The organism is Kitasatospora sp. NPDC015120, assembly GCF_043080305.1.
GTDB lineage: Bacteria > Actinomycetota > Actinomycetes > Streptomycetales > Streptomycetaceae > Kitasatospora.
In genome coordinates, this window is record NZ_JBIBVJ010000003.1 from 133,907 (window position 1) to 150,264 (window position 16,358).

10 protein-coding genes and 1 pseudogene are annotated in these 16,358 nt (G+C 73.7%); 4 read left to right on the top strand and 7 right to left on the bottom strand.

The genetic code is table 11. The annotated features are described in order from the left end of the window. Positions 1–126 precede the first annotated feature (126 nt). The 3 genes and pseudogenes from ACF1AK_RS09405 to ACF1AK_RS09415 all read right to left on the bottom strand — a co-directional run. Entirely contained in the window at positions 127–303 is a 177-nt protein-coding gene (locus ACF1AK_RS09405) for a hypothetical protein (RefSeq protein ID WP_391498157.1), read from the bottom strand. A gap of 80 nt (positions 304–383) precedes the next feature. Further along, a complete protein-coding gene (locus ACF1AK_RS09410) occupies positions 384–5,366 on the bottom strand; it encodes an RHS repeat-associated core domain-containing protein (RefSeq protein ID WP_391498158.1) in 4,983 nt (1,660 codons plus the stop codon). A gap of 604 nt (positions 5,367–5,970) precedes the next feature. Next, positions 5,971–6,186 (bottom strand): annotated as a pseudogene (locus ACF1AK_RS09415) (hypothetical protein); the annotation flags it as partial. A 315-nt stretch (positions 6,187–6,501) separates the two neighbouring features. Here ACF1AK_RS09415 and ACF1AK_RS09420 point away from each other — a divergent pair. From ACF1AK_RS09420 to ACF1AK_RS09430, 3 genes are all read left to right on the top strand, one after another. Beyond that, on the top strand, positions 6,502–7,986 hold the full coding sequence (locus ACF1AK_RS09420) for a hypothetical protein (protein ID WP_391498159.1): 1,485 nt from the start codon (positions 6,502–6,504) through the stop codon (positions 7,984–7,986). Beyond that, complete coding sequence (locus ACF1AK_RS09425; RefSeq protein ID WP_391498160.1) at positions 7,979–10,633, top strand: hypothetical protein; 2,655 nt, start codon at positions 7,979–7,981, stop codon at positions 10,631–10,633. Before ACF1AK_RS09420 ends, ACF1AK_RS09425 begins: the two co-directional genes overlap by 8 nt. A gap of 72 nt (positions 10,634–10,705) precedes the next feature. Continuing rightward, on the top strand, positions 10,706–11,614 hold the full coding sequence (locus ACF1AK_RS09430; RefSeq protein ID WP_391498161.1) for a phosphorothioated DNA-binding restriction endonuclease: 909 nt from the start codon (positions 10,706–10,708) through the stop codon (positions 11,612–11,614). Between the two features lie 41 nt (positions 11,615–11,655). Here ACF1AK_RS09430 and ACF1AK_RS09435 read toward each other — a convergent pair whose 3' ends face one another. Next, the gene (locus ACF1AK_RS09435; RefSeq protein ID WP_391498162.1) at positions 11,656–11,958 is read right to left on the bottom strand and encodes a hypothetical protein; all 303 of its coding nucleotides are present in this window, start codon (positions 11,956–11,958) and stop codon (positions 11,656–11,658) included. A gap of 433 nt (positions 11,959–12,391) precedes the next feature. Between ACF1AK_RS09435 and ACF1AK_RS09440 the strand changes: the two genes are divergently transcribed. Then, positions 12,392–12,742: a hypothetical protein gene (locus ACF1AK_RS09440; protein ID WP_391498163.1), complete on the top strand. Its 351-nt coding sequence runs from the start codon at positions 12,392–12,394 to the stop codon at positions 12,740–12,742. Positions 12,743–13,049: 307 nt separating this feature from the next. Here the strand turns inward: ACF1AK_RS09440 and ACF1AK_RS09445 are convergent, their stop codons facing one another. The 3 genes from ACF1AK_RS09445 to ACF1AK_RS09455 all read right to left on the bottom strand — a co-directional run bounded on the left by ACF1AK_RS09445 (position 13,050) and on the right by ACF1AK_RS09455 (position 16,211). Next, on the bottom strand, positions 13,050–14,366 hold the full coding sequence (locus ACF1AK_RS09445; RefSeq protein ID WP_391498164.1) for a sensor histidine kinase: 1,317 nt from the start codon (positions 14,364–14,366) through the stop codon (positions 13,050–13,052). 4 nt (positions 14,367–14,370) lie between these two features. Further along, a complete protein-coding gene (locus ACF1AK_RS09450; protein ID WP_391498165.1) occupies positions 14,371–15,171 on the bottom strand; it encodes a response regulator transcription factor in 801 nt (266 codons plus the stop codon). 143 nt (positions 15,172–15,314) lie between these two features. Then, entirely contained in the window at positions 15,315–16,211 is an 897-nt protein-coding gene (locus tag ACF1AK_RS09455; RefSeq protein ID WP_391498608.1) for an endonuclease/exonuclease/phosphatase family protein, read from the bottom strand. Positions 16,212–16,358 lie beyond the last annotated feature (147 nt).

Sequence of the window (16,358 nt, forward strand, 5' to 3'; positions counted from 1 at the left end):
GCGGAAGCCGGCCCGGCCGTGCGGATCGGCCCGGTGTCCGGGGTGAACCACGGGCGGGCGGGCACCGCGGATGCCGGCTCGGGAAGCGCCACGAGGTGCAGAGGCGCGCCCTGGCCGGTTACTCCGTCAGGATCGGTTGGCACGGCGCTCGGCGCCCCATGCGGCGAGCGCGAAACCGGTGGCGGTCCAGAAGCCGGGAGCCCCGTACGCCCGCCCGGACAGGAACGAGGCGGCCACGCCGATGACGGCCACGGTCAGGGCCGAGGCGAAGCAGGCGTTGGAGAGCGCTCGGTACCGGTTCATGTCGGGTCCTCACTGGGGTGCACGGGCCGTCCCGGGCACGCGGTGCGCGTGCCCGGGACGGCCCGTCCGGTCGGGGTGGGTCAGCAGTTGCGGCGGTACGGAATGCCGTAGGCGCCGCTGGCGTAGATCGGGACGTAGTAGCGGTGGTAGATCGCCGCTCCGGATCCGATGCCCAGGCACTTGCCGGTGTTGGAGGCCCAGTTGGCGATCAGTTGGATGGTGCCCCAGTACATGGAGACGAGGGCGCCGATCGCGATGGCGGCCGGGGCCGCCGGCGGGGCGAGGGCGGAGACGAGGCCGGTGATGCCACCGATGATGAGGTAGCTGTACCAGCCGTAGTTGCCGATGCGCCAGGTCCAGAGCCTGTTGAAGTTGGCGGTGGCGGTGGCCCCGCCCCAGCCGGTCCCCGTCCAGGAGGACGCCGACCAGTACCGGCCCGAGACGCTGCCCCAGGAGTAGTACCGGGTCTTGGACGCGCTCCAACGGCCGTCGAGGTCGGTGCAGTTGACCGGGTCTCCGGAGCAGTACTCGTAGGCGTTGGCGTTGCCGCCGTGGACGGGATCCGTCGAGAGGAACCGGCCGGTGGCGGGGTTGTAGAGGCGCACGCCCATGAGGGTCACGCCCGCCGGGGTCGAGGTGGAGCGCTGGTAGGCGCCGAGGTAGCCGTACCGGCCGCCGGCGGCCCCGGGCTTGAGGTTGCCGAACTCGTCGGTGTCGGTGGCGGTGGGCGTGCTGCCCGCCGTGAGCGGCACCCGCAGGCTCACGTCACCGTGGATGTTGGTGAACAGCAGGACGGGTGAACCGGTGGCCGTGGTGGTCGCCTCCACGCCGGAGCCCAGGCCCGAGACGTTGCGGGTGGTGTTCCCGGCGGCGTCCTCGGTGATCCACCGCGGCGTGTCGTTGTCCGCGGAGTAGTGGTTGACGCTGGTCGCGTCGGTGCTCCAGGTGCCGGAGACGCTGGTCTCGGCCTTGGCGGTGCGGAAACGCTGATTGGAGTCCAGGGTCCAGGTGGTGCGCTTGGACCCGGTGGTCTGCTGCTGGACCAGGTCGTTGGTGAAGTAGGCGTTGGTGGTGCCGGGCAGCGTGGTGGTGCGGCCGAACGCGTCGTAGGCGTACCCGGTGTCGGTCAGGCGGTCGGCGCTGTCGTAGGTGTGGTTGGTCGTGGCCCCGCTGGTGGGGCAGGCCGCACCGGCGGCACCCGTGGCCGTGGACTGGGCGACGCGGTTGGCGCGCTTGTCCAGGGTGTAGGTGCGCAGCGTGCAGACACCGCCGGTGGTGTCCTTGACCTCGGACAGCCGGCCCGCTCCGTCGTAGGCGTAGCGCTGGACGGAGCCGACGCCGTTGCTGGAGCTGTGGGTGGTCACCTGTCCGTGGACGGACTGGACGATGCTGTCGGCGAGCACCACCGCGCCGTCGCTGTCCCGGGTGTAGGTCCGGGCGACGGTGGCGCCGCTCGGGTCCTGCTTGCGGGTCAGGGTGTAGCCGCCGGGAAGCTTCTCGGTGGCCAGGGCGCCGTCGGGGGTGTAGGTGGCGGTGAAGGTGCCGGCCACCGAGTCGGTGAGGCCGACCGGGACGCCGCGCGGCTCCTTCGCGGTGTCGTAGCTGTAGGTGACGGTGGACGGGACGCTGTCGGAGATCACCAGCGGGCGGTCGAGTGCGTCGTAGCTGGTGTTCGTGGTGGCGCCGTCCGCGTCGGTGTACGAGATCTGACGGCCGAGCTTGTCGTACCCGTGGGTGATGGTTCCGCCCAGGGTGGAGGCCGAGGTGAGCAGCCGGCCGGTCTGCGGGTCGTAGGTCTGGGTGACCTCGGGGACCGCCTGGCCCTGGTTGCCGGTGATCTTGGTGGTGACGACCCGGTCCGCCGCGTCGTAGGTGATCGCGGTGGTGCGGTACGCGCTGCCGGAGGTGTCCACCGTGGTCAGCGCCTTGCCGTAGCGGTTGTAGGTGATGGTCGAGTCGACCAGGGTGTTCGGGTTGCCGCCGCCGCCGGTGATGTCACCCGCAGGCCCGGTCCAGCAGATCAGACCGGCCCACTCGGGGCGCCCCTTGCACCAGTCGGAGGTGGTGCCGGAGCCGTCCCAGTAGACGGTGACCTTGGCGGCGGCGTCGCCACCGGTGCTGCCCGGCAGCTGGACGCCGATGACGCGGCCCTGGGCGTCGTACACGGTGCCGGTGGTCAGCGCGAGGCCGCCGGAGTCCTGGGTCACCAGCTTGGGCAGGCCCTTCGCCCAGTCGTACTGGGTGTAGGTGACCCGCTTGTCGGTGAGCAGCGAGTCGTAGCCGTTGACCCGCAGGCCCGCGGTGGTGGTGGTGAGCTGGTCCTGGACCGTGGCGCTGCCGTCGGTGGGCCGCTCGACGTCGTACTCGTTGACCTTCCAGGAGCGCGCCGCGACGGTGCTGCCGGCCGGGGCCAGCACGGTGGTGCCGCTCTTGAAGTCCTTGGTCAGCTCGACCGTGTGCAGGGGACCGAACTCCTCCAGGAGCCGGGTTCCCTTGCCGTTGTAGTAGTTGTACGAGCCGAGGAGCTCGGCCCGCTCGGCGCTGCTCAGACCGGCGATGCCGAGCTCCGCCTGGGCCGCGGTGTCGGCGGGGGTGAGCCCGAGCGCGAGGGAGCGGTTGGAGGCGCCGAGGGTGCGGACGGTGTTGCCGAACCGGTCGTACTGGGTGGTGGAGATGTGGCCGCCGGGCTCGGCGCTGTTCACCAGACGTCCGGAGGCGTTGGTGTAGAGGATGGTCGCCCTGGTGTAGTCCCCGGCGTTGAGGTCAGCGCCGTTGGCGGACGCGGGCACCTGGTCGGCGGGGAAGAACGCCGTGCCGGTGGCGGGCACGTCCTTCTGGTTCCAGGCGCGTACGTCCGCGGCACCCATCTGCAGCGGCGCCTTGGCGCCGGTCAGCGGGACGTGGTAGACGACGCTGCTGGTGGCGGTGCCGTTGACGGTCGCGGTCGTGCCGGGCGTCAGGGTGGGGCGCGAGACGCTGAGCAGCATGCCCGGGCCGGAGAGGCCGCCGCTGCCCACGGTGCCGTAGGTGAACGTCCAGGGCAGTTCACCGGCGGTGGTCAGGGTGGTGACGCGTCCGGCGCTGTCGTAGGTGTAGGCCGCCTTGAGCGGGGTCGTCAGGCGGGGGTCCCAGGAGGCGCTCAGCCGTCCGGCGGTGTCGTAGGCGTACTGGACCACCGCGGTGGCGGTGGCGGCGCTCGCCCCCGGGTCGGTCGCCCACAGCTTGATCTGGGAGACCCGGCCGAGGTAGTCGCCCGGGGTGTCCGAGGTGGCGGTGGTGCCGGTGGCGTAGACGTATTCGAGCACCCGGCAGCCCGCCGTCGCCGGTGCGGCCTGGCAGGCCGCGTTGGTGACGGCGGTGCTGGGCGCGATGACGTACTTCGGCCTGGCGAGCGTGGTGGACCCCGACACGACCGTCTCCGAGACGACCGTGGTGGTCGACTCACCGGTGGGACGGTAGCTGGTGGAGGCGTTCCAGACCGTGGACGAGGCGTCCACCTTGCTGAACGTGGAGGTGACGCCCTCGGTGTCCTTCAGGGTGAAGGAGCCGGTGAGGGAGCCGGTGAGGGAGAGGCTCTCCGCACCCGTCTCCGGCACCCAGGCACCGCCCGCCGCGGCGGTGAAGTTGACCTGTATGCCCTCGGGGCGCACGACCGCGACGGAGGTCGCCGAGGTCTGCTGGACGTAGGACCAGGCGGAGGCGGTGACCGCGGCGGTGGTGCCCGCTGTCCACTCCGGCCCGAAGATCGCGACCTGTCCCTCCTGAGCGCCACCGGCGGCGGGCCGGCGCGAGGACGCCGTGCGGTTGACGGCCAGCCCGAAGACCGACACGTCGGCGCCCGACAGGGTGTAGTCGCCGGTGAGCGAGTTCAGGCTGCCCGGACCGACGCCCTGCAGGGGGGCGGTGCCGGCGTTGCGGTCGACGATCACACTGGTCGTCTGGCTGTAGCCGGTGTTCGTGCCGTCGGTGAAGCGGGCCCGGATCTGGACCGTGCTGTCCTTCGGGAGGGTGCCGGTCAGGTTCCAGGTGAGCGCGGCAGGCTGGCCGGAGGCGACCGCCACCGGCCAGCTGACGGCGCCTCCGTTGGAGGCCGCGGTCACGTCACCGGCCGGAACGGTCTTCCAACTGTCGGTGTCGCCGAGGCGGTACTCGTAGGTGGCGCCGGTGTAGGACGTGCGGCCGATCGCGGTCAACGTGACCGTGCGGGCCGGGCGGTCGCCCTCGGAGGGCGTCAGCAGCGCGGCTCCGTCGGCTCCGATCCCGAAGCTGTACGCGGTGGCGGCGGACGTCAGGTTCCCCGCCGCGTCGATGGACCGGACGTAGAGCGTGTGCCAGCCGGCCGCCGGGTCGACGGTCAGCTGGAGCGGGTCGCCGTCGGTGCCGTCGGCGGTGTCGTACAGCCGCTCCGGGGTGCCCTCGTCGTCCATTCCCCAGGCGTATCCCTGGCCGTCGGTGCTGGTGGTGTCCAGGGTGCAGACCGCGCCGCCGGACTGCGGGGCGGTCCAGGTGCCGGCGCCGTAGCCGGCGCACGACACGGTCGCGGCCGCCGGACGCGTGGTGTCGACCACGAACGGCGTGTACGCGGTCCAGTCGCTGTAGTCGGTACCGTCGAAAGCCCGGGCACGCAGCCGCAGGTGTTTGCCGTCCGGCAGTGCCTGGTTCACCGGCACCGTGTACAGCGCGTTCACGCCCGAGGCAGTGGGTGCCGAATTGGCGGTGTATGAATAGGTGGTGTCGCCGAACGCCGGATCGGCCGTTATTTCGAACTGGGCCTGATACGTTCCGCCATCGGCGTCGACCGCCTTCGCCCGTAATGTCGGTGTGGCGCTCGTGGTGTAGTGGACGCCGCTGGGGCCGTGGACGGACTCGGGTGAGACCGCCCAGGCCAGGGGTGTCGCCGGGGCCGTGGCGGCACTGGCGGAAGACAGCGCACCGGACCTGACCGGGGCGGCCATGACCTGGCCCGTTGTCATCACCACGGTCGCGGTCTCCGCCGCCATGGCGAGGGCCACGATCGCGGCGGTCCGCCACATCGGGCGTGTTCGGGAACTAAGGATGCGCAATTGCCACTCCTTATTGATGCCTCCGATACCGGAGGAACCAGAAGAAATAGCAGAGCCCCCCGACCGGCGACTAGATCGCCCGATCACTTCCTCCGCGAATGCACCAAATATTCCCCGCGGCCCCGCCCCCGCGTGCGCCGAATAGGTCAGTATGGACAGCTTCAGGTCCAATTATGGCGCCGATATGCCTCATGCGTATTTCCGCCCCCCGGCCATCCCCGCACGAACAAGTCGTGATATGCCCGGCGATCCGGACTGCTCGCTCCGGCCCTCCCCGTCCCGGCGGCCGCCGGCCCTGCGGGCCGGCCGAGGCCTGGCGCGCGGCGGTTGGCCCGGGAGACCCGGAGCGTCCGTGGGCAGCTGACCGCACGACAGAGAGCCGGCTCCACGCGCGCGTACGACGCCTCACCGCCAGGGAGCAGAACCCTTCCGGCGGCCCCGTCCGCCGCTGCGCCACCGGCTGCCCGCACCCCGAAGACCTCCTGCCCCTGGCACCGCGGCCTGATCGCGGCCCACCGGGCGCGGACCGCGCGGTGGTCGGGGCAGGCCGCCGGCGGAGGCAGGCGCCGAGGTGCCGGACGCCGGGGCCGGGGCGGGAGCCGGGTCAACGGCCGACCAGCCGCGGACGCGGGGCCTCACCCGTGGATTCCGCATCAGGGTCGTCGGTGCCGGCCGGGACGCCGGGAAGCATCCGGTCCAGCCACCCCGGCAGCCACCAGTTGGCCCGGCCGAGGAGTGCCATGGTCGCCGGCACCAGCACCATGCGTACGACCGTGGCGTCGATGAGGATCGCCGTGGCCAGGCCGAGCCCGAACATGCGCCCGCAACCGGGTCGAGATCGCGATGTGGGCCTACGGAACGCGCCGCATCCTCGTCGGCACCACGCGCCCCACCCGCCCCGGATCGTGACGCACCGGAGGCCGGGACGGGGACGGTGGGACACCCGAGGCGACAGGACTCCCGACAGCCACCCCGCCGGTCTCCACCCGGGGCGGAACGGCCCGCCGCCTTGTGCCCGCCCCCCGGGAGAGGCGGGCTGTTCCAGCGGCGTACTGCGGCCCGTCGGCCCGGACGTAGGATCACCGCGGCGAGGCGTGGCGGAGGCTGCCGTGCCGGGGAGGCGGCGGTGCAGGAGTTGGCGTACAGGGTCGGCGCGGCGTGGTCGGAGAGCGGGCTGAGGCTCCTCGACGGGAAGTACCCCTTGGCGGTGGAGCGGTACGTGCTGCGGCAGGTCGCCCATCTGGTTCCCGGGGTGACCACGGTGACCCCGCACGCCCGCTACTACGCGCTGCACGGCCTCGTCGCGGCCGAGGCCGACGCGCGGGGGCTCGGCAGCGCCGAGACCCAGGAACTGCTGCGCCGCTGTGAGGTGGTGCTCGCCGCCGCCTCCCACCTGCACCGGGAGGACCACGGCCTGCACGGGTTCCCGCAGGCCCACGGCGAGGGGCGGCTGCGCGGGCTCTTCACTGCTCCCACGGTGGACTTCGCGGAGGCCGTCCGGCCCGTCAAGGGCGGCTACACCCGCAGCAGGTGGGGCTTCCTGCCGCCGTACCAGACCTCCGAGCGCGAACTCGGCATCCTGGTGAGCGTCCCCGGCTCCGCGGGACGTCCCGGGCCCGGGCCGCGGCTGGACCTGCGCGCCGTCCGCGACGGCCTCGGGCCCGTGCTGGAGCTGGCCCGGGGGGCGGAGCTGCGGCTGGCCGACGTCGAGTCCCACGTGGAGCAGCTCTGTGTCTGCCGGGGCGGTGCGCAGCCGGACGGGCGGTGGCTGGCGGAGCTGCTCTGCCGGGCGCCCGAGGACGGCTCGGACGAGGCCGGGGCCCGGCGGCGGGAGACCGTCCGGCTGCTCACGCGGATCCTGGACGGTCATCGGTCGGACCGTCCGGTCGAGCAGGCGGTGGGCGAGTTCCTGGCCCTCGACCCCCGGATGGCCGAGGGGGGAGCGCTCGCCGGGTACGTCCGCGCGGCCGACTGGCGCGGCCTGGCGATGCGGAACTACTCGGTGACGGCCTGGCGCAGGCTCTGGTCCTGGCTGGTCGGCCAGGCCGCGGAGGGCGTGCACCAGGCGGAGTGGGCCGACCGGTTCGCGCGGGCCGTGCCGCCGGGGACGGTCGGCGAGTTCTGGGACGCGCTGCCCGCCCCGACGGCCGGCACCGGCTTCGGCGCCTCCGGTGGCGGGATCCGTCCGGAGGAGGAGCTCGCCGTGCTCGCCCAGGGGGCCCGCTGGGCCGAGGAGCTCACCGGCGACACCGCGATCGCCTTCAACGGGCCGTCGCGCGAGCACGGGCAGGAGCTGCACCCGCGCTGGCTCGCCGCCCATCTGACGGAACGCCGTGGCCTTCCGCTCGCCGAGTGCGCCCGCGAGCTCGCGGTGATCCTGCTGCGCCGCTCCGCCCGGGTCGCGCTCGCGAAGTCCCGGTCCGCCCCCGACGGACGGCTGCGGTTGCCCACCAAGCTCCAGCAGCGTGACACCTTCCTCTTCACCCGGGGTCCCGAGGGGACCTCGCGGGTGATCCTCCGTCTCAACCGCCTGGCCTACGTGCTGGCCGGCTGCGGTGTGCTGGCCGTCGACGCGCGGAGCTGGCGCGTCACCGATCTCGGGCGGGACCTCTGTGCCTGATGAAGCGTCCATCGCCTCCCCGCTGGAACTCGTACACGAGGAGGAGGCGCACCGTGACTGCCAGGCCGCCGAGTTGTTGCTGCTCAGCTACACCGTCGACCTGCAACTGCTGGAGAAGTTCGCGCTCGGCCCGGCCCGGGCCGCCGGAGCCCGCCTGACGGTGCTCGGGGACGTCGACCACCTGGTGCTCGATCCACGCTCGGCGCGCCTGCCCGGCCGTGACTACCTCGTCGGGCCCGCTGCCGCCCGCGCCGCCTTCCACCCGAAGCTCTTCGTCATGGCCGGGCCCGAGCGGGCCACCGTGGCCATCGGCTCGGGCAACGCGACCGTGGCCGGCTGGAGCACCAACCACGAGCTGTGGACGGTACTCCGCTCGACCGCCGAGGGCACCCCCGCCCTCTTCGGGGACCTGGCCGCCTGGCTGCGCGGACTTCCGCACGGCCGGGTCGCGATGATGCCGCCCGTCGTCACCGCGCTGAACCGCACCGCCGAGCTGCTGGAGCACCGCGTCGCGGCCGCCCCGGCGGTCGAGCCGCAGACCAGGTTCGTCTCCTCGCTCCACCGGCCGATCCTCGGGCAACTGCCCGAGGGGCCGGTGGAGGAACTGACCGTCTCCGCCCCCTTCCACGACGAGGGGGCGACGGCGTTGACCCGGCTGGTGGCCCGGCTGAAGCCGCGCCGGCTGACCGTCTGCTACCAGGAACACGGCACCGAGCTCGACGGGCCGGCCGTGGCCGCGCTCCTGCGGCAGCACGGCGGCGAGCTGCGGCGGGAGGCCCGCCGGGGCCCGTACGACGGCCGGTACCGGCACGGCAAGCTGATCGAGTGGGTCGCCGACGGGCAGCGCTGGGCGCTCACGGGCAGTCCGAACCTCTCCGCCGCAGCCCTGCTCGGGGTGATGACGGGCAGCGGCAACTGCGAGATCGGTGTGATCGCACCGCTCGGCCGTTCGCTGGCACCGCCGGGGGAACCGGTCGCTCCGGAGAGCGTCGAGCACCTCGCACCACCGAGGCGGAGCGCCGGGGAGTCGCCGGTCGCCGGCCTTCCGCGGCTCCTCGGCGCCGTCCGCGAGCAGGGCGGCCTGCGCGTCTGGCTGGCCCGGGCCGCCGAGCGGAGCGTCGAACTGCGGCTCTCCCCCTACAGCCGGCCGCCGGAGGAGTGGACCGCGATCGGCGCCGTGCCGGCCGGGGCCGCGGAGCACCTCTTCCCGGTGGACGCCGATCCGGGCAGCCGGGTGGGCATCCTCGGCAGCCCGGACCTCGTGCCCGTGACGGACGTCGCGCGGGCCGTCCACCGGCCGGCGGCCGAGAGCCGGGAGCCCGCGCCGCTCCAGGCCGTGGACCTCTTCCGGCACCATGCGCTGCTGGAGCAGCTCCTCCGCAGCCTGCTCGACACCCGGCCCGAACCCTCTTCCGGGAACTCGCCGGCCCGCCCGGGGCCGCCGGCCTCCGCCGGCTCCGGGCCGGGTGAGCCGGGGCTCGGGCTCCCGCTGACCCTCTTCGCCCTCGGGCGGCAGGGCGCCGCCGAGCCTTCGGACGCGCCGCCGCCCGGGGCGGGCGGAGAGGAGGACGAGTCGGGCGGGCGTTCCTGGTTCGAGGTGTTCACGCCCGAGGAGGAAGCAGGTCTGGAGAGCGACACCGAGGAGAGCGAGGAGCAGCCCGCGGTGGACGAGCCGCCCCGGGACGCCGGAGAACCGCTCCGGGCCTCCCGGCGGCGGCTGGCCGCACGGCTCGGCCGGGCGCGTGCGGATCTGCCGATCGTCCCGAGGCTGTTGCTGGTCCGGGTTCTGCTCGAATTCCTGGCCGGGGACACGTGGCCGGGCGGCGACCGGACGTGGTACGCCCTGCTGGCCGAGGTGACCACCCCGCTGGAGCGGCTCGACCCGTACCGGCTCTCCCCGGAGGACGCCGAATCGGCGGCCTCGCTGGCAGCCCTGGTGCTGGCCGTGCTGGAGTCCCAGGGCGTCGGCACGGCCGAGAGGAGGCGGTACGAGCGGCTGGCCGCGACGCTGGCCGAACTGCTGCTGGCCGCGAGCGAGGAGCGGATCGCGGCCTACGTCGCACCGGAGCTGGCCGCGCGGTTCGGCGTCCTGGTGGAGCCGTACCGCGTCCTGGAGCTCGCCAACCAGCTCCAGGAGGACGCGGCGGCCAAGGCCGTCCGGAAGCTCGGCACCCGGCGAGGCACCGTCGCACGCCGGCATGCCGCCAATCTGATCTCCGTCCACGGCAGTTGGTCCAACCCCAGCCGGGCCGCCCTGGACGCCCTCGGCTGCACCGGCCTGGACGGCCCGGTCGGTGCCTGGGCCTGCCACGAGGACAGCCGCTGGTCCTTCGTGGCCTGGCACAAGCCGGACCTGTTCGAGGTGACCTACCGGGGACAGGCCGTCAACTGGCGGCACTTCCGGCTGTCGCCGGCCACCTCGCCCGCGGCGCTGGCCCGTGACCCGGCCTTCGACAGCCGCCGGCCGGTCGCCCGGGGTCTGCTGTCCCAGACCACCGCCGTCGGCCGGAACCTGCTCGACGCACTCGATCTCCCCACCCCGTTCCCGCCGCCGGATGCCCTGGCTCCGGAGGTCTCCGCCGCGTCCGGGTCCGGCTCTCCCCGCCCCGGGGACAGGCCCGCGGACGGGGCCGGCCCGAAGCCCTGACGTCCGGTGCGGGGCTGCACTGCCCGGGTGGGGCCGAAGGCGGGTCGGTGCCCCGGCCTACCCTGGGTGGTCATGGACTGGCTGGAGCGGGTGGCGAAGCTGAGACGGTGGACGAGCAAGGACGTCCGGGCGCCGCACAAGCCGTTGTTGCTGCTGTACGCGCTGGGCAGCTTCCAGCGCGATGCCGACGGCGAACTGCGGTACAGCGTGGTCGAGGGGGAGCTGAAGAGGCTGCTGGAGGAGTACGGGCCGTCCCATCCGACGACCCCGGCGTACCCGTTCCACCACCTGGTCAGTGACGGCGTGTGGGAGGTCAGGACGGACCGGGGGCCCGGCAGCCCCGGTACCGGGGTGCGGGTCCTCCGGGACAGCGGCGCGAGCGGCAGGCTCGCGCCCGGGCTGCGGGCGGCCCTGCGGAAGGAGCCGGCGCTGCTCGGCCGTCTGGTGCGGGTGCTCCTGGACTTCCACTTCCCGCCGTCGCTGCACACCGACCTGTGCGAGGCGGTCGGTCTCGACCTGGACCTGGCGGAGACCGCGGGACTGACCGGCGCGCCGGGCGGGAAGGAGCGGGCGGTGCGCCGGCAGCGGGACCGGAGGATGCGTGAACTGGTGCTGACCGCATATGAGTTCCAGTGCGCTTTCTGTGGCTACGACGGGATGCTGGGTGCGAGCACGGTCGGCCTCGAAGCGGCGCATGTGCGCTGGTGGTCCCACGACGGACCGGACGAGGTCGACAACGGCCTGTGCCTGTGCTCCCTGCACCACAAGCTGTTCGACAAGGGCGTCCTCGGGCTGGGGGCCGGGCATCGCATACTCGTCTCGCAGCGCTTCGTCGGACGCAGCGAGGCCAGCCGCCGGCAGGTGCTCGCCTTGGCCGGACGCCCGGTCATCGGTCCGCAGGCAGGGATCGAACCGGTCGCCGGTCGGCACCGGGAGTGGCATGCCGAGCAGGTCTTCCGGGGCGCGCCCCGGCAACCGTGACCGGCGGCTGTGTGCGGCTGGTGGTGGGCGGGCCGTGCCGGCTACACGGTGGCGGCGATCCAGCCGATGGTCTCGGTGGTGTGGGGGCCGTCGGACAGGAGGGTGCCGCGGCCGACGAGTTCGTTGATGCGGATCTTGAAGCCGGTGGTGGTGACGTCGGCGATGCGCAGCCCCGGGGTGTCCGGGCCGTTGAAGGTCTGGACGAAGGGGACCACGATCACCTCCGTGCCGTTGGGGAAGGGCGTGGGGAAGGTGACCTGGGTGAAGGTGGAGGTGTCTCCGCCGGTGACCGCCGAGCGGCTGGTGGAGTTCAGCTGCAGCCTGCCCGTCTGGATCGTGCTCATGGTCTCCGCCTTTCGTGGGGGCGTCGCCCCGTCCGGGACGTGAGGGGAGCCGCCTGCAAGGGAGTTGCCCGGATTGATCCGCGTTTAGAGCGCAAGTCGCCGATATGGGCGAACTGTTCTTGTGCGACTTGTCAAGGGCGGCGCGGCTGGCTAGGAGCCGTCCGGTCCTGGGCCGGAGGCCGGCCGGCCGGTGGTGGCCGGAGGGTGAGGAACCTTCGGGCCAACGCCCGCAGGGGAATGTCGCGAAATGTGACCGAAACAGTGTCAGCCGTGGCGCGCGGAGCCCCGGCGCCCCCCGTGGGGAACTGGCATTCCGGCGGCGGAAAATGCCGCCCCGAAGGGCCCGGCAAGGGAACGATCTGTTCCGGGGGGCCGTTCCAGACGGCTCAGAATCCTGCTCTGTGGACAATCAATTCTCCCTACTATTACGGCCATGACACACAAACACTCCCTGATGGGGAAGATCGCGGCCGTGACGATCGGAATCGCCGCCGCCTCGCTCGCTCTGACGACGCCCGCCTCGGCCAGGCCGCTCACGTACGCGGAGGTCTGGCACGGCGACGACTTCGCCCGCGCCAACGACAACCACGTCTTCGTCTTCGACGGCGAGTCCGACGGCAACGGCGTCTACGCCGACTTCTGGCTCGCCAACGGCCAGCACCTGTCCCAGTGGGACGGCTCCGGTCACGACGCCTACGGCTCGGACGGCTACTACGCGGCGAACGTGACCAAGATCCGCGTCTGCGAGGACCACACGGGCTGCTCCGGGTGGAAGAACCTCTGACCCGTCGCACACCGCGGCCTGGCGAGTGCCCCTCTCCTCGCGTGGGCGAGCGAGAGGGGCGCTCGCAGGTCGGCGCCGCCGGCACGTCGCCACCGGCGGCCGGCCGCGGCGGCTGCCGGGCCCGTTCCACCGATCCGGACCGGTGTGCGGGCGAGGCTGTCGTCCGCGAGGCAGCCGCGCCGACTCTGTCGCATTGCCGCCATTCACCGGTCGCCGGCGAACGCACCGAAGGTGCCGGCCCTCCGGAAATCGAATCGGCATTGCGACGCATGCGGGCGGTTCGGTGCCTTCGGATTTCCTGATGCGGCTATGCCTTCATCGCTCCGGTGCTGTCGCGCCGGGTATCTCCGCACGGATCCGTCAATTCCCGGGCCGGAGGGTGCGGGAGGTCGAGGGTGGCGAGGGCGCCGGCGTCGGGGGCGTTGGCGAAGGTCAGAGTGGCACCGAGCACCGCGGCGTGGCCGGCGGCGATGGTGAGGCCCAGGCCGTGGCCCCGGCCGCGTTCGGTGGCGCCGGTGCGGAAGCGCTGCGGCCCGTCGGCGAGGAGGTCGTCCGGGAAGCCGGGGCCGTGGTCGCGCACCGTGATGCGGGTGCCGGTGACGGTGACCTCGACGGGCGGCGCGCCGTGCCGGTGGGCGTTGGCCAGGAGGTTGGTGACGATGCGCTCCACCCGGCGCGGGTCGGTCGGGACGACGGCGGGGGCCTCCAGCCGCAGCCGGGTGCCGCCGTCGGCCTGCCCGGCGGCGTGGGCGACGAGTTCACCGAGGGGGACTTCGTCGAGCCGTGCCCGCTCGGCACCGGCGTCCAGGCGCGAGACCTCCAGGAGGTCCTCGACGAGGACCCGCAGGGCGAGCACCTGCGTGCGGACCAGGCCCGCCGCCTCGTCGTCCTCCGGGAGCAGTCCCGCCGCCGTGACCAGGCCCATCAGCGGAGTGCGCAGCTCGTGGGCGACGTCGGCGGTGAAGCGTTTCTCCGCGGCCAGCCGCGCCTGCAGGGCGGCCGCCATCGCGTCGACCGCCACCGACATCTCGGTGATCTCGTCGCGGGCCCGGCCCCGTCTGCCGATCCGGGCGTCGAGGTCCCCGTCCGCGATCCGCCGGGCGGTGCGGGAGCCGTGGCGCAGCCGCCGGTTCATCCGTTCCGCCCCGAGAGCGGCCGCGGGCACGACGACCAGGAGCGCGGCGAGCGCGGCCTTGACCATGCTGCGGTCCAGCAGCTGGAGGCTGCGCACCTCGGCGCTCATGTCGGTCCGCACGACGACCACCCGGTCGTCGCCGACCGGGGCCGCCGCCCAGAGCCAGTACCAGTTCGGCTCCTTGACGTCGTACCAGAGCGCGTACGAGCCGGGCGCCCGCAGGTCGGCGACGGCCCGTGCCAGCGGTGCCGGCAGGTCCGCCGTGGTCCGCAGGTCCGCGAAGCCCGGACGTTCGCCCGTGAGCGAGAACTCCATTTGCGCCGCCGCGACCTGGGAGGCCGCCAGCTCGCGCCCGGCCCGCTCGCCGCGCTGGGCCGTCGTCCGGTGGACGAGCACCCCGATCACGGCGGCGACCGCGCAGCAGGCCAGCGCGACCAGGGCCGCGACCTTCCAGCGCAGGGACCGCGGGTCGAACAGCCGGGTGGTCATCAGCTCAGCCCCGCACGAGCTTGTAGCCGAAGCCCCGGACGGTCTCGATCCGCTCCGCCCCGATCTTCTTGCGCAGCCGCACCACGCACAGGTCGACGACCCGGGTGTCGCCCTCCCAGCCGTAGTCCCAGACGTCGCGCAGCAGACGGCGGCGGTCCAGGACCGCGCCGGGGTTCTCGGCGAAGGCCAGCAGCAGCCGGAGTTCGGTGGGCGTCAGCGGGACCGGCCGACCGTCCAGGCGCACCTCCAGGCCGCGCAGGTCGACGGTCAGGCCACCGAGGTCGAGGAGGTCGGGGGAGGGGGAGGCCGGGGGTTCCGGGGATTCCGGGGGTTCCGGGACGCGCGCCGGACCGGCAGGCGCGGACGGCGCCTGCGCCGCCCGTTCGTCGTGCGCGGGCTCCGGGGCGGGAGCGCGGTGGAAGGTGGCGCGGCGCAGCAGGGAGCGGATGCGGGCGACGAGGACGGGGATGTCCACCGGCTTGACCACGTAGTCGTCGGCGCCGGCCTCCAGCCCGGCCACGACGTCGAGGGCGTCGCCCCGGGCGGACATCATCAGGATCGGGGTCAGGCTCTCCTCGCGGACCCGCCGGCACAGGCCGATGCCGTCGAGGCTCGGGAGCATCACGTCCAGGATCAGCACGTCGTGCGCCCCGGCCCGGAACGCCTCCAGGCCGTCGAGGCCGTCCCCCGTGACGTCGACCTCGTAGCCGTAGCGTTCCAGGGCCAGCTGCACCGAGCGGCGGATGACCGCGTCGTCCTCGACGAGCAGCACGCCGACCGGGTCGGGCACACGAATGGCGGGCAAGGGATCTCCGATGTGTTCGCCCGGGGAGCCGCACTCCTCCGGGCCCGCGAGTGATCGATCGTAGCCGTCCGGGCGGCGGGCACGGCGCGTACGGCAGGGGCGGCACGGGCGGCAGGGGCGGCGCCGGGGCGCCGCGGGACCGGTCAGAGCCGCAGGGAGGCCGCCACCGGCAGGTGGTCGCTGCCGGTGGCGGGCAGCGTCCACGCCGCACGCGGTGTGACGCCGGCCACCAGGATCTGGTCGATCCGGACCACCGGGAACGCCGCGGGCCAGGTGAAGCCCAAGCCGTCGCCGGCCTCCCGCTGCGCCGACCGCAGCGGGCCCGTGAGCCCGCGCAGCGCGGAGTCGTCGGCCGAGCCGTTGAAGTCCCCCAGAACGACGATCCGCGCGAGCCGCTCCGCCCGGAGGGCCTCGGCCAGCCGGGCCGCCGCCTCGTTGCGGCGGTCCGTGGCGAAGCCGCCGGCCAGGTGCACCCGGACGGAGGCGAGGTGCACCGCGTACAGCGCCACCGGCCCCTTCGGCGTCCGCACGGTGGCGCGCAACGCCCTCGTCCAGGGCATGATCTCCACCGGCTCCACCTCCTCGACCGGGTACCTGCTCCACACCCCGACCCCTCCCCGTACCTCGGAGTAGGGGTAGGCGGCCGCCAGTTCGCGCCGGAAGGCCGCCTGTGCCCGGCTCGCCAGCTCCTCCACCGCCAGGACGTCGGCGCCCGAGGCCGCCAGCGCGCGGGCCGTGCGGGCCGGATCGGGGTTGTCCTCGTTCACGTTGTGGCTCACCACCGTGAAGTCCCCGCCGCCGGACCTCTTGTCGACGAGGGCGGGCCCGAACAGCGCGGTCCACACCAGGGCCGGGACCAGCACGGCGACCGCCGCCAGGGCCGACCGGCGCACCGCCGCGCAGCACAGCAGCAGGACGACGCCCACCCCCGACCACGGCAGCATCGTCTGGCAGAGACTGCCGAGGTTGCCGACGGCGTTCGGCAGGTGGGGGCTCAGGGCCATGGGGGCGGCGCAGAGCAGCGCGGCCACGGCGACCAGCCGGCCACGCGGCCCGTACCGCCCCCGCGAAGGACGGGGGGAGCGGTGAGGGCGGCGGCGGGACGTCCCCGCGCCGTCGCGCCCAGGCCCGTCGGCCGTCGCCGTACCGCCCCCGGGTGAGGGCGCGGGTGGGACCGTGCCCGGGTG

Coding starts and splice junctions, on each gene's coding strand:
- ACF1AK_RS09405 (WP_391498157.1), bottom strand. CDS start 303: ATGAACCGGTACCGAGCGCTCTCCAACGCCTGCTTCGCCTCGGCCCTG.
- ACF1AK_RS09430 (WP_391498161.1), top strand. CDS start 10,706: ATGGACTGGCTGGAGCGGGTGGCGAAGCTGAGACGGTGGACGAGCAAG.
- ACF1AK_RS09435 (WP_391498162.1), bottom strand. CDS start 11,958: ATGAGCACGATCCAGACGGGCAGGCTGCAGCTGAACTCCACCAGCCGC.
- ACF1AK_RS09440 (WP_391498163.1), top strand. CDS start 12,392: ATGACACACAAACACTCCCTGATGGGGAAGATCGCGGCCGTGACGATC.
- ACF1AK_RS09445 (WP_391498164.1), bottom strand. CDS start 14,366: ATGACCACCCGGCTGTTCGACCCGCGGTCCCTGCGCTGGAAGGTCGCG.